The 17,643-nt window shown below is 55.3% G+C and carries 14 protein-coding genes; 4 read left to right on the top strand and 10 right to left on the bottom strand.

The genetic code is table 11. From position 1 onward, the window contains the following. The 3 genes from KKH3_RS16305 to KKH3_RS16295 all read right to left on the bottom strand — a co-directional run bounded on the left by KKH3_RS16305 (position 1) and on the right by KKH3_RS16295 (position 3,544). Entirely contained in the window at positions 1 to 1,416 is a 1,416-nt protein-coding gene (locus KKH3_RS16305; protein WP_039361496.1) for a sodium:solute symporter family protein, read from the bottom strand. A 38-nt stretch (positions 1,417 to 1,454) separates the two neighbouring features. Then, the gene (locus KKH3_RS16300; RefSeq protein WP_039361494.1) at positions 1,455 to 2,339 is read right to left on the bottom strand and encodes a dihydrodipicolinate synthase family protein; all 885 of its coding nucleotides are present in this window, start codon (positions 2,337 to 2,339) and stop codon (positions 1,455 to 1,457) included. A gap of 68 nt (positions 2,340 to 2,407) precedes the next feature. Next, positions 2,408 to 3,544 (bottom strand): iron-containing alcohol dehydrogenase, encoded by a 1,137-nt coding sequence (locus tag KKH3_RS16295; protein ID WP_039361492.1) that lies wholly within the window; start codon positions 3,542 to 3,544, stop codon positions 2,408 to 2,410. A 236-nt stretch (positions 3,545 to 3,780) separates the two neighbouring features. Between KKH3_RS16295 and dtnK the strand changes: the two genes are divergently transcribed. From dtnK to KKH3_RS16280, 3 genes are all read left to right on the top strand, one after another. Further along, positions 3,781 to 5,109 (top strand): D-threonate kinase, encoded by a 1,329-nt coding sequence (dtnK, locus tag KKH3_RS16290; RefSeq protein ID WP_039361490.1) that lies wholly within the window; start codon positions 3,781 to 3,783, stop codon positions 5,107 to 5,109. Continuing rightward, complete coding sequence (locus KKH3_RS16285) at positions 5,102 to 6,082, top strand: D-threonate 4-phosphate dehydrogenase (protein WP_039361488.1); 981 nt, start codon at positions 5,102 to 5,104, stop codon at positions 6,080 to 6,082. Before dtnK ends, KKH3_RS16285 begins: the two co-directional genes overlap by 8 nt. A gap of 146 nt (positions 6,083 to 6,228) precedes the next feature. Next, entirely contained in the window at positions 6,229 to 7,044 is an 816-nt protein-coding gene (locus tag KKH3_RS16280) for a DeoR/GlpR family DNA-binding transcription regulator (RefSeq protein ID WP_039361486.1), read from the top strand. A 58-nt stretch (positions 7,045 to 7,102) separates the two neighbouring features. On the opposite strand, the gene KKH3_RS16275 is transcribed toward KKH3_RS16280, so the two are convergent. The 7 genes from KKH3_RS16275 to KKH3_RS16245 form a co-directional block, all read right to left on the bottom strand. After that, positions 7,103 to 7,981, bottom strand: a complete 879-nt coding sequence (locus KKH3_RS16275) for a metal ABC transporter substrate-binding protein (protein ID WP_039361484.1) — start codon at positions 7,979 to 7,981, stop codon at positions 7,103 to 7,105. A 40-nt stretch (positions 7,982 to 8,021) separates the two neighbouring features. Continuing rightward, entirely contained in the window at positions 8,022 to 8,876 is an 855-nt protein-coding gene (locus KKH3_RS16270) for a metal ABC transporter permease (RefSeq protein WP_039361482.1), read from the bottom strand. Beyond that, a complete protein-coding gene (locus tag KKH3_RS16265) occupies positions 8,873 to 9,583 on the bottom strand; it encodes a metal ABC transporter ATP-binding protein (RefSeq protein WP_039361480.1) in 711 nt (236 codons plus the stop codon). The genes KKH3_RS16270 and KKH3_RS16265 overlap by 4 nt, the downstream gene beginning before the upstream one ends. A 539-nt stretch (positions 9,584 to 10,122) precedes the next feature. Further along, positions 10,123 to 11,946 carry a metallophosphoesterase gene (locus KKH3_RS16260; RefSeq protein ID WP_039361478.1) on the bottom strand — a complete coding sequence of 608 codons (1,824 nt, stop codon included), beginning with the start codon at positions 11,944 to 11,946 and terminating at the stop codon, positions 10,123 to 10,125. 25 nt (positions 11,947 to 11,971) lie between these two features. After that, positions 11,972 to 12,886 carry a glucosamine kinase nucleotide-binding domain-containing protein gene (locus KKH3_RS16255; protein ID WP_039361476.1) on the bottom strand — a complete coding sequence of 305 codons (915 nt, stop codon included), beginning with the start codon at positions 12,884 to 12,886 and terminating at the stop codon, positions 11,972 to 11,974. Beyond that, positions 12,883 to 13,434 carry a glucosamine kinase gene (locus tag KKH3_RS16250; RefSeq protein ID WP_039361474.1) on the bottom strand — a complete coding sequence of 184 codons (552 nt, stop codon included), beginning with the start codon at positions 13,432 to 13,434 and terminating at the stop codon, positions 12,883 to 12,885. Before KKH3_RS16250 ends, KKH3_RS16255 begins: the two co-directional genes overlap by 4 nt. Next, entirely contained in the window at positions 13,431 to 14,738 is a 1,308-nt protein-coding gene (locus KKH3_RS16245) for an ABC transporter substrate-binding protein (protein ID WP_039361472.1), read from the bottom strand. Before KKH3_RS16245 ends, KKH3_RS16250 begins: the two co-directional genes overlap by 4 nt. A gap of 441 nt (positions 14,739 to 15,179) precedes the next feature. Between KKH3_RS16245 and KKH3_RS16240 the strand changes: the two genes are divergently transcribed. Beyond that, positions 15,180 to 17,642, top strand: a complete 2,463-nt coding sequence (locus KKH3_RS16240; protein ID WP_039361470.1) for a hypothetical protein — start codon at positions 15,180 to 15,182, stop codon at positions 17,640 to 17,642. Position 17,643: the final 1 nt, after the last annotated feature.

Here is a 17,643-nt window from a genome sequence, read left to right as displayed (position 1 = left end):
TCAGGCTCCTGATTTATTTTCAGTTGGAGAGATTTTGATTTTGTTCGCTTTGTTCGGAATCATGCGATCGATCAACATGACGATAGCTGGGGTAATCAACGCGACGTACATGTTATCGATGCCGTATGGGTTACCGAGAATATACCAGACGGAGGTGACCACGCAGGCGGAGATCAGGCTGGCGTTTGCGCCGCGTGCGCTGTTGAAAAACGGCAGATAGAACGCAATGACGGCAACCACGGAAATCGACAGGCGAATGGCACGGGTAAAGAACGACAGCTTCAGGATTTCAGGGACGAACAGAACGAAGACGAGCGGCGCGAAACCTACGACAAGCGAGAGGATCCGGGTCATTTTCATTTCTTTTTCTGGCGTCGGTTTCCAGTAAGGAACGTAGAAGTCCTTAATCAGCAGGGAAACGATAGCCAGTGCCACCATACTCACACTGATGAAGATAGATGCGACCAGTGATGTAGTGACCAGACCGGCGAGCCACGGGTTCATGTCTTGCAGGAAGACAGGCATCGCGTACAGGCTGTTAATTTCAGGGTGAGCAAACTTCGCCGCAACACCGATGACCGCAATAGCAAGCGCAATCGGCATACAGAAGAAGAAGGCAACCCAGGTGGCACGTTTGGCGCTGGTGGCATCTTTTGTTGATGAAATGGCCTGAATCACGAACTGCGTACAGAAGATAGAACCGATGGTCCCGATCAGCCAGGCGAAGATGGTGCTGGCACCGAGTTTACCGTCCCACGTCCAGTAGTAATCCGGCATTTGTTCGATCATTGGCTTGAAGCCGCCGGTCATTTTCAATGCTACAAACAGGATGATCATCACGCCAGCGTACTTCACGGCACTGTGGATTAGCGTGATGTAGGCCGTCCCTTTCAAGCCACCGAAATAGTAGTAGAAGGTACTGACGACAGCGGTGATCAACGCGGCGACAGGCAGGGAGACTTTCAATACCGTGGCGATGGCTGCCGCGCCGCTGACGTAGTTGCCCACGTTCACCAGCAACAGCGCATAGATCATGATGATTGAAATGATGTTCTTGGTGCTGGTTCCGTATTTCTCGGCAATGGCACCGGAGATGGTGATTTTCCCGGTGTTATAAATCTTCTTCACCAGAATCATACCAAACAGCGGGAAACCGATGGCGGCACCAATGACTGACCATGATGCGGCAAAGCCGTTCTCAAAGGCGGACTGTGCCGTACCGATGGTGGATTTGGCACCGATGAACTCGGTCATCAGCAGGATGCCGACGATAAACGCCGGCAGCGCGCGTGAGCCTTCCATGAATTCGGTGTTCGATTTACTGCGGAGCTTGTAGGTTAACCATGAGGTGAATGCGATATAAAACACAATCATCCCAACGATGATGAGGGTATCAGTTAAGTTAAAATGGTTCATATCTTCTCGGCCTATAAGTGGAAATTGATATTTCTCTGTTACTGCGAGAATTGACTCAGTATGTTGCGGATGTTGTCTTCATCCTGTGCGGAAAACTGGATCGGATAGCGGCTAACACCGACATCTTCACCCATAATCGCCAGCGCTTTTTTCACCACAGCCGGTGAGAACGCGATGGCGTACAGTGTCTTACGCAACTCGGCAACCTGTTCTTGTGCCTGACGAGAGCCTTCGATGTCACCCGCGTGAAAGCGGTGCCAAATCTGGCTGATCGGTTCCGGTGCCACGTTAGCCAGCCCGGAAATACAAGCGGAGCAGCCGTCGACAAAGCCCTGGTGAATGAGCGAGTCTGGGCCGTTCAGAACGTTAAAGCCCTGTACACCTTTCACCGCTTGCACATAACCGCTCAGGCTTTCATAGCTGCCTGCGCTGTCTTTGATGCCGATGATGTTCGGGTGATCCGCCAACGTGCGGACGGTTTCCGGTGCCAGCGTATTCCCCGTGCGCGCAGGAATGTTGTAGAGAAACACCGGCACAGTCAGCGCATCGGCGACGGCGGTGTAGTGGGCAATCAGTTCTTCCTGTTTGAGTGGGATGAAATACGGGGTGATGACTGAAACGGCATCAACACCCAGCGCGGCGATGCGCTTGCCGAGCTTGATGGTTTCCCGCGTGGAGATTTCACCGATGTGGCCGACAACCGGTACTTTTCCGGCAACTTCATCCACGCAGGTTTCTGTGACGGCTACTTTCTCATCGGTGTGTAGAACGAAAAACTCACCGTTGGTGCCGTTACAGAAAATACCGTTGCCGTAGCGCATCTGGCGCTGTACCTGAAGGCGCATGGCTGCGGGGTTAAATTCGCCCTGGTTATCAAATGGCGTGACGATGGCGGTTAGGACGCCGGTAATATTTTTATTCATTGTTCTTCCTCGTGACACGTAATCAAAAAGATGAAAAGTTAAAACCGTTCTACCTAAACCTGCGTGCTTTAAAACAGGGTCAGATAAACCTCACGGACATCGTCGGCGCTGACCTGCGTTGGTACGTTTTTCATCAGACGTTGAACCTGTAGCGCGGCATCAACCAGGTACGGCAGGTGGTCTTTTTCCACGCCGAGCTGCTGTAAGGTGTTAGGCAGATTGAGTCGTTTAACCAACTCGCTGAAATAGGCCACCAGCGCCTGCGCTTTTTCCGCGGTACTCAGCGTCAGGTCGGCATCCGGCAGTAGGTCATACGCCTGTGCGAATTTGTCCTGCGCGGCGTCTTGCACGAAACGCATGCAAGGGGCGAGCAGGATGGCGTTCGCCACGCCGTGCGGGATGTGATATTTGCCGCCCAGCGGATAAGACATGGCATGAACCAGATGCGTACCCGAGTGGGCAATAGCAGCCCCGCCGTAATAGGACGCCCACAGCATATTCAGCTTGGCTTCCATATTGTTCGGTTCGCGCACGGAGGTTTCGAGGTTGGCAAACAGCTTTTTCAGGCCAATCAACGCGTAGTTGTCGCTGACCGGGTTGGCAATCGTCGAGGTGAAGCACTCGATCAGGTGGCAGAGCGCATCGATACCGGTTGAAGCGGCAATATGCGACGGCATGCTGATGGTCAGTTCCGGCACCAGCGCAACGTAATCCGGCAGCATCACTGGCGTAATAATGCCGACTTTGGTCTCTTTTTCAGGGATCGCCAGAATGGCATTCGGCGTGGCTTCTGAGCCGGTTCCTGCGGTGGTCGGGATAAGGAGGGATGTCGTGCGGCGAGTCGGCTTCTCTCCTGACAGTAGGCTATCCAGCGTGACGCTGTCATCGCCCGCGCACAGCACGGAAAGCAGTTTGGCAACATCCAGCACGCTGCCGCCGCCTACGCCGATGACCAGATCGGTTTGGATTTGATTGAGCTGGCTCAATATCTGGGCGACGTCGTGCTGGCTCGGTTCGGCAGGAACATGATCAACCAACAGAACCTGTGGAACAGCTTGCTTAACGTGGGCGATCAGCGCCTGAACGTCAGGCAGTCCGACGATGTTTTTGTCGGTGACAAATAAAACGTGCTGTTTCCCTGCCAACAGGTGACTGATGTCCTGAAGTACCCGGTAACCGCTGAGGATAGTGCTATTGATGTTCATGCTTATTACCTTGCCTTTTCTCTTTCGCCAGAGCGTTATCGCTATGATGATAACGGTTGCGGCGTTGATTACTTTCAGTCAAATGGCGTGGTTGTCATCACTAATAAACGCCATTTGCCACATCGTGGTGGTAATTTATAGGTGAAATTCCTTTTAAATAATTTGATATTGCTCACATATAATCAAATGTGATTCAATATAATCATTGTCAGGTAATCATGACGCGGGGATGAGGTATGCCAAACGTGCAGCAATCAGCAGAACAGGTATTAGTGGTTGCTGATGACTTTACAGGTGCCAATGATGCGGGCGTCGGTCTGGCGCAGCATGGCGCGCGGGTTAGCGTCGTATTTGACGTTAATAAACTGCATGCGGATTTACTGGGCGATGCAGTGGTGATCAACACCGATAGCCGTGCGGCGCGTGACGACGTGGCGTCTCAACGTACCGCAGAAGCGGTTGCAGCCTGGCAAGCAGCCGACGGACAAGGCTGGATTATTAAGAAGATTGACTCGACGCTGCGTGGGAATCTGGGAGCGGAAGTGGCCGCTACGCTGTCTGCGGCCGCTGTACCCGTTGCACTGATTGCTGCCGCATCGCCGACGCTGGGGCGTGTGACCCGCAAAGGTGAAGTCTGGGTGAATGGTCGTCTGCTTACCGACACAGAATTTGCCAGCGATCCCAAAACCCCGGTGGCTTCATCTTCTATTGCCGCCCGCCTGGCGGAGCAAACCGCTTTGCCAGTGGCGGAAATACACCTTGATGAGGTTCGTCAGGCCACTTTAGCCCACCGTTTGCAGCAGTTGGCGGATGAGGGTGTACGTCTGATTATTCTTGATACGGATGTGCAGGACGATCTGACGCATATCGTTGGTGCCGCCAGAACGTTGCCGTTTCGCCCCTTGCTGGTCGGTTCAGCGGGCCTGAGCGAGGCGCTGGCGAATACGCAGAATTTTACGCGCAAGACTGAAAGGCCGCTGCTGGCTGTCATCGGCTCGATGAGCGATATCGCTCAAAAACAGATTGCGGCCGTCAGACTGCGCAGCGATGTCGCGCTGGTTGAGCTTGATATCAACGCACTCTTTTCAGCCGATTCGTCCACCGTCATGGCATCCCAGTGTGAGGACGCGGTGAAGGCGCTGATGAACGGGAGTCACTGCATTATTCGTACCTGTCATAACGACAATCAGCGCTTCGAGATTGACGCGCGCTGTCGGGAGCTTGGGCTCAGCCGACAGCAGCTTGGCGAAACGATCAGCCACTATCTGGGGGAACTGACGCGCAATATTGTTCAGACGTTAGACAGCCTGACGACGGACAGTGCTAACCGGCATTGGCCGGGGGGGCTGTATTTATCCGGTGGTGACATTGCGATTGCTGTGGCAACCGCACTGGGCGCGACCGGCTTTCAGATTAAGGGGCAAATCGCATCCTGCGTGCCCTGGGGATACCTGCTGAACAGCGTTGTCGGCACAACCCCCGTGATGACTAAAGCGGGGGGTTTTGGCAACGAAACTACTTTGCTCGACGTTTTACGTTTTATTGAGGAGAAGGTCAGTGAGTAAAATTATTGCGGTAACGATGGGGGATCCGGCAGGGATTGGACCGGAAATTATTATCAAATCGCTGGCCGAAGGCGAGCTTTCCGGCGCATCTGCTGTGGTGGTGGGCTGCGTACAGACGATGCGACGTATTCTGGCGCTGAATATCGTGCCAGCCGTAGAGCTAAACGTTATTGATAAGCCGGCTGACGCAGTCTTCGCGCCGGGCGTAATCAATATTATTGATGAACCGCTGGAAGATCCGCAGGCGCTGAAGCCGGGAGTGGTTCAGGCGCAGGCGGGCGATTTAGCTTACCGCTGCATCCAGAAAGCGACCGCGCTGGCGATGGCGGGTGAAGTCCATGCGATTGCCACCGCGCCGCTCAATAAGGAAGCGCTGCACTCGGCGGGTCACCTCTATCCGGGCCACACCGAACTGCTGGCGAAACTGACCAACAGCCGCGACTATGCGATGGTGCTGTATACCGATAAGTTGAAGGTGATCCATGTTTCAACGCACATTGCGCTGCGTAAGTTCCTGGATACGCTGAACCGCGACCGCGTGGAAACAGTGATCGAGATGGCGGATGTCTTCCTCAAACGCGTTGGCTTTTCCCACCCACGTATTGCCGTGGCCGGGGTTAACCCGCATGCGGGCGAGAATGGCCTGTTTGGTGATGAAGAGATCACCATCGTGTCGCCATCGGTTGAAGCCATGAAGGCCAAAGGCATTGATGTTTATGGCCCGTGCCCGCCGGATACCGTCTATTTACAGGCGTATGAAGGCCAGTACGACATGGTGGTGGCGATGTATCACGATCAGGGCCATATTCCGCTTAAACTGCTGGGTTTCTATGATGGGGTGAACATCACCGCTGGCTTGCCGTTTATCCGCACCTCGGCCGATCACGGTACGGCGTTTGACATTGCCTGGACGGGTAAAGCGAAGTGCGAAAGTATGGCGATCTCTATTCAGCTCGCGATGCAACTGGCCTGATTTGCGATAATTCATCATCGCTGTCAGTACGGTTTTGTAAGCGAAGAAAACGGGATACAGTGCGCATTGCAGGAGATCTTCCTTCCCGTTTCCGGGAAGGTTTCTGGTATCCTGCAACCAAGAATATATCGCTTAACAACAGCAAGATGGATATCGCCGTGGATCCTACATTAACCGATGCTTTCCGCATGAGCGGGGATAAAGTAAGAGGGCAGAGCCGTCTTGATCAGATTATGGATTATCTGAAAAGCCATAATCTGGTGACGGTAGATGAACTGGTGTCCGTGATCGACGCCTCCCCGGCGACGATCCGTCGTGATTTAATCAAGCTGGATGAACAGGGCGTGATTAGTCGCAGTCACGGCGGCGTGACGCTCAATCGTTTTATTCCTTCCCAGCCGACTACGAATGAGAAATTACATCGTAGCCTTCAGGAGAAGCAGGCGATAGCCCGCTATGCCGCGACGCTGGTAAAACCGGGCAGCGCGGTGGTGCTGGATGCGGGAACGACCATGCTGGAACTGGCGCGCAACCTGACGCACTTGCCGCTGCGTGTGATTACCGCTGATTTGCAAATCGCGCTGTTTCTGTCTGAGTTTAAGCAGATAGAAGTGACGATTATCGGTGGGCGTATTGATGACAGCAGTCAGTCCTGCATCGGCGAACATGGCCGCCGTCTGTTACGCAGCATTTATCCCGATATCGCGTTTATCAGCTGCAACTCGTGGAGTCTGGATAAAGGCGTGACGACGCCGACAGAAGAGAAAGCGGGCGTGAAACAAGATCTCGGTGCGAATGCCAGCCGCCGGATACTGCTGGCCGATAGCAGTAAATACGGTGCGTATTCATTGTTCTGCGTCACCCCCCTGTCGGAACTGACCGATATCATCACTGACAGCGCGCTGGCGCCTGAGGTTCAGACGCAGTTGACAGGCAAAACGTTTAATCTGACGCTGGTGTAAGCGGGGGCGGGTGCCATCCGTGGCGTGATCCCCTGCGTGCTGGCTAAATATTGCGTATCTACTTCATGCTGGCGGCGAGGGTATCGACGTTGTGCTTAAACGCTGCCGTGTAAGTGGACGCGGGGCCGGATGAATCAGTTAGTGCTTCCGGGTACAGCTCACCACCGGGCTGTGCGCCGCTGGCATTGGCAATTTGCTTCACCAGACGTCCATCGGTCTGGTTTTCAATGAAGTAGCTTTTCACCTTCTCTTGTTTGATTTGTTTAATCAGCGAGGCCACTTTTTTGCTGCTGGCTTCCGACTCGGTAGAGTAGCCCACTGGCGACAGGAACGTCACGCCGTAGGCTTGGCCGAAATAGCCGAACGCATCATGGCTGGTCAGCACTTTACGTTTTTCTTGCGGAATGTCGGCGAATGTTTTCTTCGCGTAGCTATCCAGTCCCTGTAGCTGTTTGATGTAGGCATCACCCTGCTGGCGATAGTAATCGGCATTCGTTGGGTCGGCTTTCACCAGCGCATTGACGATGTTGTGTGCGTAGACCACGCCGTTGCTCATGCTGTTCCAGGCATGCGGATCGGTTTCGGTTTTTCCGTCTTCCACCATCGAGCGCGTTTCAATCCCATTTGATGCCGTGATGACTTCACCACGGTAGCCGGAAGCGGTGACCAGTCGGTCGAGCCAGCCTTCCAGCCCCAGCCCGTTAACGAAAACCAGATCGGCGTGAGCCAGCGTTTTGCTGTCTTTCGGCGACGGTTCAAACTCATGGGGATCGCCGTTAGGCTTCACCAGATCGGTCACGGTAACGCGATCGCCGCCGATGTGGCTGACCATATCGCCAAGTACGGAAAAGCTGGCGACAACATCAAGGTTCTTTGCCATCGCCAGTGGGCTAAGCAGCAGGCCAGATAACGCAATAGCTAACAGTGAACGTTTCATTTTTCCCTCACAGACAGTTGCAAATAACGAAATTCATCGGTCACCGACGCAGGCGTAATAGCCCACCGTTGTGACCAACGCAGACCGAGAAACAGAAGAACAGCGTCATCGTCAGGATGATGGCAGGCCCGGCGGGCAGCTCGGCGTAGTAAGACCACAGCAGCCCAATCAGGCTGGCGAGCATCCCTTGCAGCACCGCAATACCGAGCATGACGGGCAGGCGCTGCGTCCAGAAGCGGGCGCTGGCGGCAGGCAGCATCATCATGCCGACCGTCATCAGCGTGCCTAACAGCTGGAACCCAGCGACCAGATTCAACACCACCAGCGACAGAAACAGGCCGTGGATCAGCGCCCGATAGCGCCCTGAACTGATGCGTAAGAAGGTGACGTCAAACGACTCAATCACCAACGCTCGATAGAGAGCGGCTAGCACCAGCAAGGAGGTCGATCCGATCAGCGCAATGTCGATCAGCGCGTCGCGATCCACTGCCAGAATCGATCCGAACAGCACATGCAACAGATCGACGCTGGAACCGCGTAGTGACACCAGCGTGACGCCGAGCGCCAGCGAGCCGAGGTAAAATCCGGCAAAGCTGGCGTCCTCTTTCAATTCCGTGTGGCGGGTGACGAAGCCGGAAAGCATGGCGACGGACAGCCCGGCGATAAAACCGCCGATCCCCATCGCCAGCAGCGACATCCCAGAGATGAGGTAGCCGATGGCGACGCCGGGTAAGACCGCGTGCGACAGCGCATCGCCAATCAGGCTCATACGCCGCAACAGCAGGAAACAGCCTAGCGGCGCGGCGCTCAACGTTATCACCAGGCAGCCGACCAGCGCACGACGCATAAAACCGAATTCGGCAAAAGGAGAAGTCATCAGGTGAAAGAGCATCATGACGTGACGATCCTGAGTGTTGGCGTCTCACTTTTCGCCTTGCGCAGGCTATCCAATATGGGCTGGGCATATCCCCAGCGATGGCCGTCTGGAGTGAGGTGCAGGATCGCCGGAAAGTGCTGCTCAACCAGTTCCAGGTCGTGCAATACGGCAAGAATGGTTCTGCCTTCGGCGTGAAGCTGGTTGATAATCTGCAAGAGCGCTTGCGTAGTCTGGCTATCGACACCGGTAAACGGCTCATCCAGCAGGATGATGGGAGCCTGTGTCAGCAGCAGTCGGGCGAAGAGTACGCGCTGTAATTGCCCACCGGACAGGACGCCAATATGCCGATCGGCGAAGTCCGCCATGGAGACCGCGTCGAGCGCATCAAGTGCTTTGCGGTGCCAGTTGGCGTTAATACTCCGCAGCAAGCCACGATGGGGTAGTGACCCCATGAGCACCAGATCGCGTACGTTAATAGGAAACTGGCGATCGAATTCGGAGAGCTGCGGCAAGTAGCCGATAGCGTTCTTTTGGCTGCCGTTACCGACGCTGAACGTGCCGGAAAGTGGCGGCAGCAGGCTTGCCAGCGTTTTCAGCAGCGTCGATTTTCCGCTGCCGTTCGCACCGATAATCGCCGTCAGTGAACCCTGATGAAAGCATCCACTGAGTGTCGCGAGCGGCGGCTGGTGACGATAGCCACAGGCCAGTTCCTGTAGTGCAATCATGGCAACACCACTGCCCACCCGACCAATAGCCACAACAGCACCAGCAGTAGGGAAACCAGTAACACGCGCTTCAGCGCGGAGAGGGAGTAAAAACTTGTCATTGTCATCGATAAAAGGTTTATTTGTTATATTATAACATATCACTTTTTGACGATGACGACAGAGGGAATCGGTAAAAAAGTATGTAAGTCGATTAGGTTTGGGGGAATATTTCGTGCGCTTCAAGCACTGTTATCTTCATGCTACGTCGTAGCACGCGCCCGACATAGGGGGCTAAGCCAGCCCCCTATGAACCCCGGCTTTTGGCGGAAATTATGCCGCTAACGCGGTTCCTTCGGTGCCCATGTCCGCTTTTCGAGCCGCCAGTGACGCGTTCCCGACGCGGCACTGGCTTTCGCGGCGTCCATGCCGCTCACTCGGCGTTTATGTTCACCTCAGCATAATTTTTTACGCCGTGAAGAGAAGACCCGTGAGCAAGATGAGTTGGCTCAGTTTTATCTTCAGCGTGGCGCACGAAGCCTCCCCCGAAAGAGAAAATCTTATACTGTTAAGAAATTCCCCTGCATATCAACCACAAAGCGGGTTGCAGGCTCATCGTTGATGTAACCGGCGAGGATTTTCAGCATCAGGCCGAAGCGGTATTGCAGGCTGTCCGGCGGCAGCGTGGTCGTTGGCGTGTAGGCCGTCAGCAGTGCGCGGTACTGCTTCACCCGTGCAGCAGGAATATCCTGCCAGGCGAGATCGCTGCCGTTGCGCAGGCAATACCAGTCGGTCACCAGCGTGAGCAGTGAAATATCCTGTAACCCATCTGTACCTGCAACCGCATTCGGTTTACGCTCGGCGGCGTCGGGCAGCGTTTTGGCACTGAGCGGTTGCTGTTGTTGTGCGATCCACAGCAGATCGGCACAGTTCAGCGTCGTGATGAGGGTCGATAAATCCTCCGGCCAGTCTTTCACCAGGAATCGCTGGCGTACCAGCAGCGCCAGATGATGGTGCAGGAAATCGTAATAATCGCGGCTTTTCAGGATGTCGCCCAGCGGTTCACCCGTGCGATCCAACTCTTTCTGATAAAACGGGAACAGATGGTTGAACTGCGGCACGTTGCGCAAGACCAGCGTATCAATATCCACCCGATCGCTATGCAGCGTCGCCAGCTTCATCGCGGGCGGGTAAGCGGCCAGCGATGGCACCGCCACATTCACCAGCGTGCCCTGTGAACTGCGATACACACCGGTGTCGTTAACGTGCAGATGGCCGCTAAAATGCAGGCGAATACCTGCCGCCAGCGCCTGTTCGGCAACCTCTGGCCGTGGCGTGCGTTTAATGAAGCTGTTGCTGCCAAAGAGCTGTTTTTCATCTTCTATCGTGCCGTCGAGGAAATCGACCAGCGGATAGTGCGAGAACACCAGCAGCTTTTTGTTCTGCGCTTTCGCCCGTTGCACTACCGATTTCACCCACGGCAGCATGAACGGTTTTTCCGTCAACAAGGCGTTCCAGCCCGTGTCGGTGCTGGTGGAGTAGCCTTTGATCTCCTCACGCTTTTCCGGTCCGTTTTTAACCTGATACACGTTGGCATCGATGGAAAGTAGCCACAGTCCCGCTTCTGGCTCCACCAGATAGGACGCGTCCACAATGTTCCACTGTTTGCTGCCGTCCGGCGAGCGGGCGAGATATTGGCGCTGACTGAGTTCATCGCTGTCACCAAACGGCGTTTCCCAGTGCAGAAAATCGTCGCGTTTAAAGAAGCCAAACGGCTTCATCAGCGGCAGGCCGCGCTCATAGCCGAGCGCCTGCATCTTGGCGGTGACAATCAGCGACTGCGCGTCGCCGAGCTTAACGTCGGATTTGCTGCTTAGCATGGTGCTGCTGCCGTCGGCATTGAGCATTCTCTCCGAGGAGTCGTCCCCCTGCGGGCGATTAACGTCGTGGTTGCCCGTCGTCGCGAAGAATCGCATGCCGTGACGCTGCTCATACTGCGTCAGGATGGCGGCAATACCTTCAACGGTGGGCTGTTGACCATCATCAGAGTAATCGCCGGATAGTACGACGTATTTCACCTGCTGTTTTGCCAGTTCGTCTAGCGCGGCCAGCAAGGCGAAGTAAGGCTCATTGAAGATGCGGGTCGAATTCACCGAATCTTTTAGGGTGCGGATGGTCAGCTTCTTTCCGGTCTTCGCATCAGGCAGGCCGTCAAAATCGTAGTGGCCGTAAATATTGTGGACGTGGACATCCGAAATAATGGCGATGCGCAGCGGTCCGGTGGACGTTGGCGCGTTAGCGTTGGCGTGAAAAAAGCCGCCAGCTAGCGTAATGGCACTGCCTGCACCGAGCTTGACGAAAGTTCTGCGAGTGAATGATGTCATTGATGTCTCCGGCATTATTTATTTTTTATAACGGATGGCTGTATAACGCATAATCATGACAGGCAATCAATCGTGCACCGTCGAGAGCATCGCCCATCGGGGCGGCGAGTTGGGATTGCCATTTGGAGGATAGCCAGGGGCGGATATGTAGGCCGATGCTGCCCATGAGCGACAGGCGAGGCGTCGCGTGGCGTGCCACGGCGGCTAGCAGCAGGCCGATTTCGCTAGCCGTCTGCGCCAGTAGCGCGTGAGAAACGGCATCCTCCTGCTGAGCGCAGTCAAATACGTGGCGGGCGAACTGCGCATAGTCGCCCGGTTTCGCCTGTTGACTAAACGTCTGTAGCGCGTCGAGCGTGTTCGCGGCCTGCGCGGGCGCTGCGCGGGCAGAAAAGAAATTGTCGATGCGCTGACTGAGTGCAGACGGCGCGCACCAGCCTTGCAGCACATCATAGGTATGTTGCAGCGCCGCCAGCCCAAGGCGTGCGCCGCTGCCCTGATCGGAAATGGGGAATTCATGGCCGCCATAGGCGGTAATCGTCTGGTTTTGCCATGCCAGCCCGCAGGAGCCGGTTCCGGCAATGACTACGCCCGCATCTTTCCCTTGGTTGACCGCCAGACAAGCGCCCAACGCATCGGTATTGAGCACCTGAGTCGCGTAAGGATGTGACAACGCCAAAAACGCCTCGTAGGCGGTGCGATGTTCCGCGCTGGCGAGTGCCAGCCCGACTTTCAGCCGAGAGGCGTCATTCGGTGAAAAACCGCTGTGCTTCAACGCCTGAGCAATGGCGTCGTCCACCGACTGGCGCACGCTTTCCACGCCGAGCAGCAAGTTGGCGCGGCCGCCGTGTCCCTGTCCGAGCGGCGTACCGTCTGCCTGATAAATCCGCGCCCGACAGCCTGTGCCGCCGCCATCCACACCTGCATAGAGCCATGTCGTCATGATGTGCTTGCTCCTGAATCCAGATAGGGAAGGCAAGCCGCCGCCAGATCACCGCTGAGAAAAATCGCATCGCGCTGTGATTCTGGCAGGCTGGTGAGCAGCAGGGTCAGCTCGCCCGCGCAGCGCGTCAGCAGTTGCACCGTCAGCGTGTCCTGCGGGTGCGCCAGCACAACGCGTCCGAGCGAGCTGTAGTCTGCGGCCTGTGCGTGTTTTGACCAGTCGATCACGCGATCGATATGCTTATCGAAGTGCAGGAATAGCGCTTCACTGAGTGGCGTCAGCGGGGTGATGCCCTCAACGGCTTGAAGCATCTCTTGCACCGCCCACAGCCCCAGTCGCGACAGGCTGGCTGGGATGCCGATGGGAAAGCTCTCGCCACCGCGACAGGTCAGGAGGCCATCATGCCAGTGCAGCAATCGGGTAAAGCCGCCGGTGACCAGCAGATAGCGGCTTTGCCCCGGCCAGCGCTGTTCGCACAACGTGCTCTCCTGCGCCCGATCAAAGGGGCGATCGCCATCAATGCCGATCTCCCTCAGTTGCCCTTTCACGGTGCGTTTTTCCGCTGTTGTTGATTGGTCGCGATCGTTTCGTTGAGGCGCTTCACATCGTTTGACGTCAGGCGCAGATACTCATCAAACGACACCTGATCGTTCAGATATTGGGTAAAGCGCGTCAGGATGATGGGGTACAGTTCGTTCGCGCCCAGACTTTCCATACGTTCCCAATCGAAGACATAAGACGGGATCTTTTTGATCTCCTCACGCGCGGTGTTCAGACCGTCGATCACGTGCTTATCTTTGGTCTGGTAGTGCAGATCGCTAATATCCGCACCGACGATGATATTGAAACGTTCGGCGATCTCACGCTGTAGCGGCTCGCTGCCCAGCCACTCCATGAATTCGGCGACTTCCTGTGGGTGTTTGGTGGTGGTGAACGGCATGATAAAGGTCGCGCCGCCCATCGAAATACACTTCTCTTTGCAAGGTGCGGGCAGCACTTTCCAGTCAAAGCCGTCGCCAATCTGCTTACTGAATTGGTTCAACAGCCAGTTGCCGGAGAAGTAGGTCACGATGTTACCGTTCACGAAATCGTCCGCCATGCTCTTGTACTGACCGCCGCCCGCTGCGCCCCACATTTCACGCGGGAACACGCCTTCATCCGACCAGCGTTTCAGATCTTTAATCCACTGCTGTGCTGCCGCGTCCGGAAAGTTGATCAGCCCGTCTTTATCGTAGCGTGCCCCGTAAGAGTAGGCTGGGCCAGAGAAACGAAAGCCGCTGCGGTCGATGGTGAAGGGGATATGCACGCCGGTTTTTTCCGCGACCAGCTTCGAGGCTTTCATCAAATCATCAATCGTGTAGCCCGATTGGGGGAGCGGAACGCCCGCCTGCTCAAACAGCGTCACGTTAATAAATGGCAGATCGGCGGTCCAGGAGGCGACAAAGCCCGGTAGCGCATCCGCTTTATGCACGCCTTTCACGCGCATAATCTTTTCGATACCCGCGCTGTAGCGTTTCTCAAAGGCGGCGGGATCTTTCAGGTAGGGGCGCAAATCCAGCGTATAGCCGAGCAGCCCCATTTGCGTGGTTTTAGCAATATCGGGGCCTAAGCCCGCCGCCAGCTGCATCGGTAATTGTGTTTGCAGCGCGTTATAGCCAGTGCTGACAAAATTCACATCAATGCGCGCATTGCTCTGGGAGAAAGCTTTCACTTTCTGTTCCATGAAATGCACTAATTCGGGATCGTCGTCACTATATAAAAATGTTATTTGCGTTTTGGCGGCTAACGCGCTGTTGCTGAATAACCCCAGTGCAAGGGCGGAAAAAAATAACGCGGTGTTGGGACGTATCATAAACATCTCCACATCATAGGTTTGATTTATGTATGAAATACCCTGGCTATTGGCAATAGGCTTATTTTATTCCTGACATTTATTCTGTGTTCTGGTTAATGCAAATTTGCATTAATTTGCCATTTTCATTGTGCAATCATGGACAGAACCCTGACTGATTTATGTGAAGCAGGTTAAAGATATTTTAAATGTTGGTTTAAATAAAGCATTTTTGTGATATTAATCACATATATAAATATGAGAATCTTATTTATTAATGCGAAATGTCAATAAATGAATGCAAACACTGATTTTATGCAAATTTGCATTCTGATTGCGATATTACGGTGCGGAAATATTTCGATGCTCTAAATATTGGCATCGTATGCACCGCGAGAGTGAAATAAGTGCAGTCATACATTTTCGTTATTTTATTTGTCAAAGCTGTAAACGGGATATCGTATGAATATCGGTTGGAAATTAAAGAAGAACGGCGTCATTAATCGGTTTCTGATGACTGAACTGACGGAAAAACGTTATTTCGCCGAGCCGGATACGCTGCCGGATAAGGTGAATTACCGTTTTATTAACGGTTTTGTCGATGTCGGTGTTTTACCCTGCCGTGTGCGCTTTTTGCAGGAAGAGGCAAAACGCGAGGTGACGTTACCCGAAGATCTTCATTTCCCGCTGATGTGGAGCGGCGGCGATGAAAGCCGCAGTGTGAATTTCAGCGATTTCTGGCCGTGTCCGGTTCACGTTCAGCGCTTTGCTCGCTGTGTGATCCACAGTGACCGTGCGCAGACGGCGCCGTTTACGCTCAGTACCTGTGGTGGCGTCACGCTGTGGCTGAACGGCGAACAGGTTACCCGATTTACGCCTTTTACCCGCAACACCGAACAAACCTGTGTTATCGCACTGCCGTTGAGAGCGGGACTGAACACCTTGGTGGTGCACAGTGAAGAGCTGTGCGAGCGCGATACCGATTATCTGTTTAGCCTGTGCTATCAGGGAGAAGACGCGCTCTTCTGGCAGCTTGACGACAATCAGGCGTTCAGTGAATCGCTAAAAGCGCTGGATAGCTGGGTGAACGGGCTGACGCTGGCGAATAACCTGATCCAACCGCCCGTGCTGGTATTGAACAGTACGCAGCCGCTACCGGCATCCGTGACGATGGCGCATCGTTTGATTGGCAACGTTAACGAGTCCGTCCCTGCGTGGCAGCAGCAACAGACGCTGCCTGCCGGCAATCTGGGCTGGCAGGTGGATTTACCCGATGTCTTGGTTGGCTACTACGATCTGGTCTGTGCCGCGACCTGTAACGGCATCACGCTGACGCGCACCCTCAGCTTTGGTCGCTTACCTGAGCAAACGATGCCAGTGCTGCCGACATTGGCGGCACGGCGTGAAGCCGTACTGCGGCATACCGCGCTGCACGGTTTTGAGCGCCTCGGTCGGCTGCTGGCGATTGTCGATACCGGCGAGGGCTATGATGCCGCGGCGACGATTCTCAACAGCGCATTGCAGAAAATCAGCCGCCGCGAAGACTGCGCGGATTTCCAACTGGTGCCGCTGATTTGGCTGTGGCAGCGCTATCAGGGGCAAGCGTTACCGCCGCAGGACTGGCGGCGCGTGCGCAGCGCGATTCTCGGCTTCCGCTACTGGATTGATGAGCCGGGCAACGACACCATGTGGTTCTGGAGTGAAAACCATTGCCTGTGCTTCCACGTCGCACAGTATCTTGCCGGACAGAACTTCCCCGATGACACCTTCCCGTGCAGCGGCCGTCGCGGGCTGGAGCAGAAGACGATAGCTCACGAACGCCTGACGCGCTGGTTTGATTCCATTCTGGAGCACGGGCTGGTGGAGTGGAATTCGGCGGCCTATTACCCCATCGATCTGATTGGTCTAGTGGCGCTGTATGAACTGGCGCAGGATGCCGATCTGCGCGAAAAATCCCGCGTGGTGATTGACCGCATCATGCTGATGACGGCGTGGGTGCATCAGAACGGCGTTGCGGTTGGCACGATGGGACGTGCCTACGATAAAGAATTACGTTCCGGCATGTTGACGGAGCTGTCCGGCCTGTGTGCGCTGATGTGGGGCGAGGGCTGGTTGATTCCGCACTGTGCCGCGCTGCCGCTGCTGTGTCTGAGCGACTACCAGCCGCCGGAAGCGACAGATCGGATCGCGCACTGTTCACTACCGCACGGTGCGGAGGCACGCTGGGTGCAGGGGTTGAACCGCAGCGCCCGTATCATCGCCTGGAAGCAGCGCGACGTCGCCTTTTCTTCCGTTTTCGATCATCACCCTGGCAGCCCAGGGCATCAGCAGCATCTGCTGGATGTGCGGCTGGGCACGCACTATGCCGCTCGCCTGTGGGTGAATCACCCCGGCGAAGATCGTCCTGACGGCGTGCACCGTCCGTCTTACTGGGCGGGGAACGGACGTTTGCCGCACCTGATGCAACATCGTAATCGTGCGCTGATGGTGTTCGATCTGCAACAGGATGTCCGACCGTGGACGCACCTTTATCTGCCACAAACCGTGCTGGATGAGGTCATCGTTGAAGACGTCTGGTGCTTTGCGCGCGGCGGCAACGGCTATGCCGCCTTCCATAATCCCGCCGGATTGCAGCCGTTTGCGACCGCAGGCCAGCAGGCGGAAGGCGAACTGCGAGCGTATGGCGAGCAGAACGTCTGGTTCGTTGCCGTGGACAGCGGCGATGGTGCAGAGGGATTTGCCGCGTTCGCAGCCCGCTTCCGAGGGCGTTCCCTGGTGCAAGATAGCGATGGCTTAAGTATCGACGATCCCGACTATGGCGAACTGGCCTTTAGCCACCAGGCAGGGTTCAGTGTGGCGCAGCAGCCTTTCGTCTTCCCCGACGATGTCCCGGTCGTCCCGCAGTTCAACACAGGAAACCCATGAC

The sequence above is a fragment of the Pectobacterium actinidiae genome (genome assembly GCF_000803315.1).
GTDB classification, from domain to species: Bacteria; Pseudomonadota; Gammaproteobacteria; order Enterobacterales; family Enterobacteriaceae; genus Pectobacterium; species Pectobacterium actinidiae.
The sequence above is the reverse complement of the archived record's forward strand: the minus strand, read 5'-3'. Positions and strand labels throughout refer to the sequence as shown.

Bases quoted from the DNA above. Each gene is read 5' to 3' on its own strand.
- KKH3_RS16255 (WP_039361476.1), bottom strand. From the start codon at position 12,886: ATGACGACATGGCTCTATGCAGGTGTGGATGGCGGCGGCACAGGCTGT.
- KKH3_RS16275 (WP_039361484.1), bottom strand. From the start codon at position 7,981: ATGAAACGTTCACTGTTAGCTATTGCGTTATCTGGCCTGCTGCTTAGC.
- KKH3_RS16260 (WP_039361478.1), bottom strand. From the start codon at position 11,946: ATGACATCATTCACTCGCAGAACTTTCGTCAAGCTCGGTGCAGGCAGT.
- KKH3_RS16240 (WP_039361470.1), top strand. From the start codon at position 15,180: ATGAATATCGGTTGGAAATTAAAGAAGAACGGCGTCATTAATCGGTTT.
- KKH3_RS16280 (WP_039361486.1), top strand. From the start codon at position 6,229: ATGGATATCGCCGTGGATCCTACATTAACCGATGCTTTCCGCATGAGC.
- KKH3_RS16270 (WP_039361482.1), bottom strand. From the start codon at position 8,876: ATGATGCTCTTTCACCTGATGACTTCTCCTTTTGCCGAATTCGGTTTT.
- KKH3_RS16300 (WP_039361494.1), bottom strand. From the start codon at position 2,339: ATGAATAAAAATATTACCGGCGTCCTAACCGCCATCGTCACGCCATTT.
- KKH3_RS16295 (WP_039361492.1), bottom strand. From the start codon at position 3,544: ATGAACATCAATAGCACTATCCTCAGCGGTTACCGGGTACTTCAGGAC.
- KKH3_RS16305 (WP_039361496.1), bottom strand. From the start codon at position 1,416: ATGAACCATTTTAACTTAACTGATACCCTCATCATCGTTGGGATGATT.
- dtnK (WP_039361490.1), top strand. From the start codon at position 3,781: ATGCCAAACGTGCAGCAATCAGCAGAACAGGTATTAGTGGTTGCTGAT.
- KKH3_RS16245 (WP_039361472.1), bottom strand. From the start codon at position 14,738: ATGATACGTCCCAACACCGCGTTATTTTTTTCCGCCCTTGCACTGGGG.
- KKH3_RS16265 (WP_039361480.1), bottom strand. From the start codon at position 9,583: ATGATTGCACTACAGGAACTGGCCTGTGGCTATCGTCACCAGCCGCCG.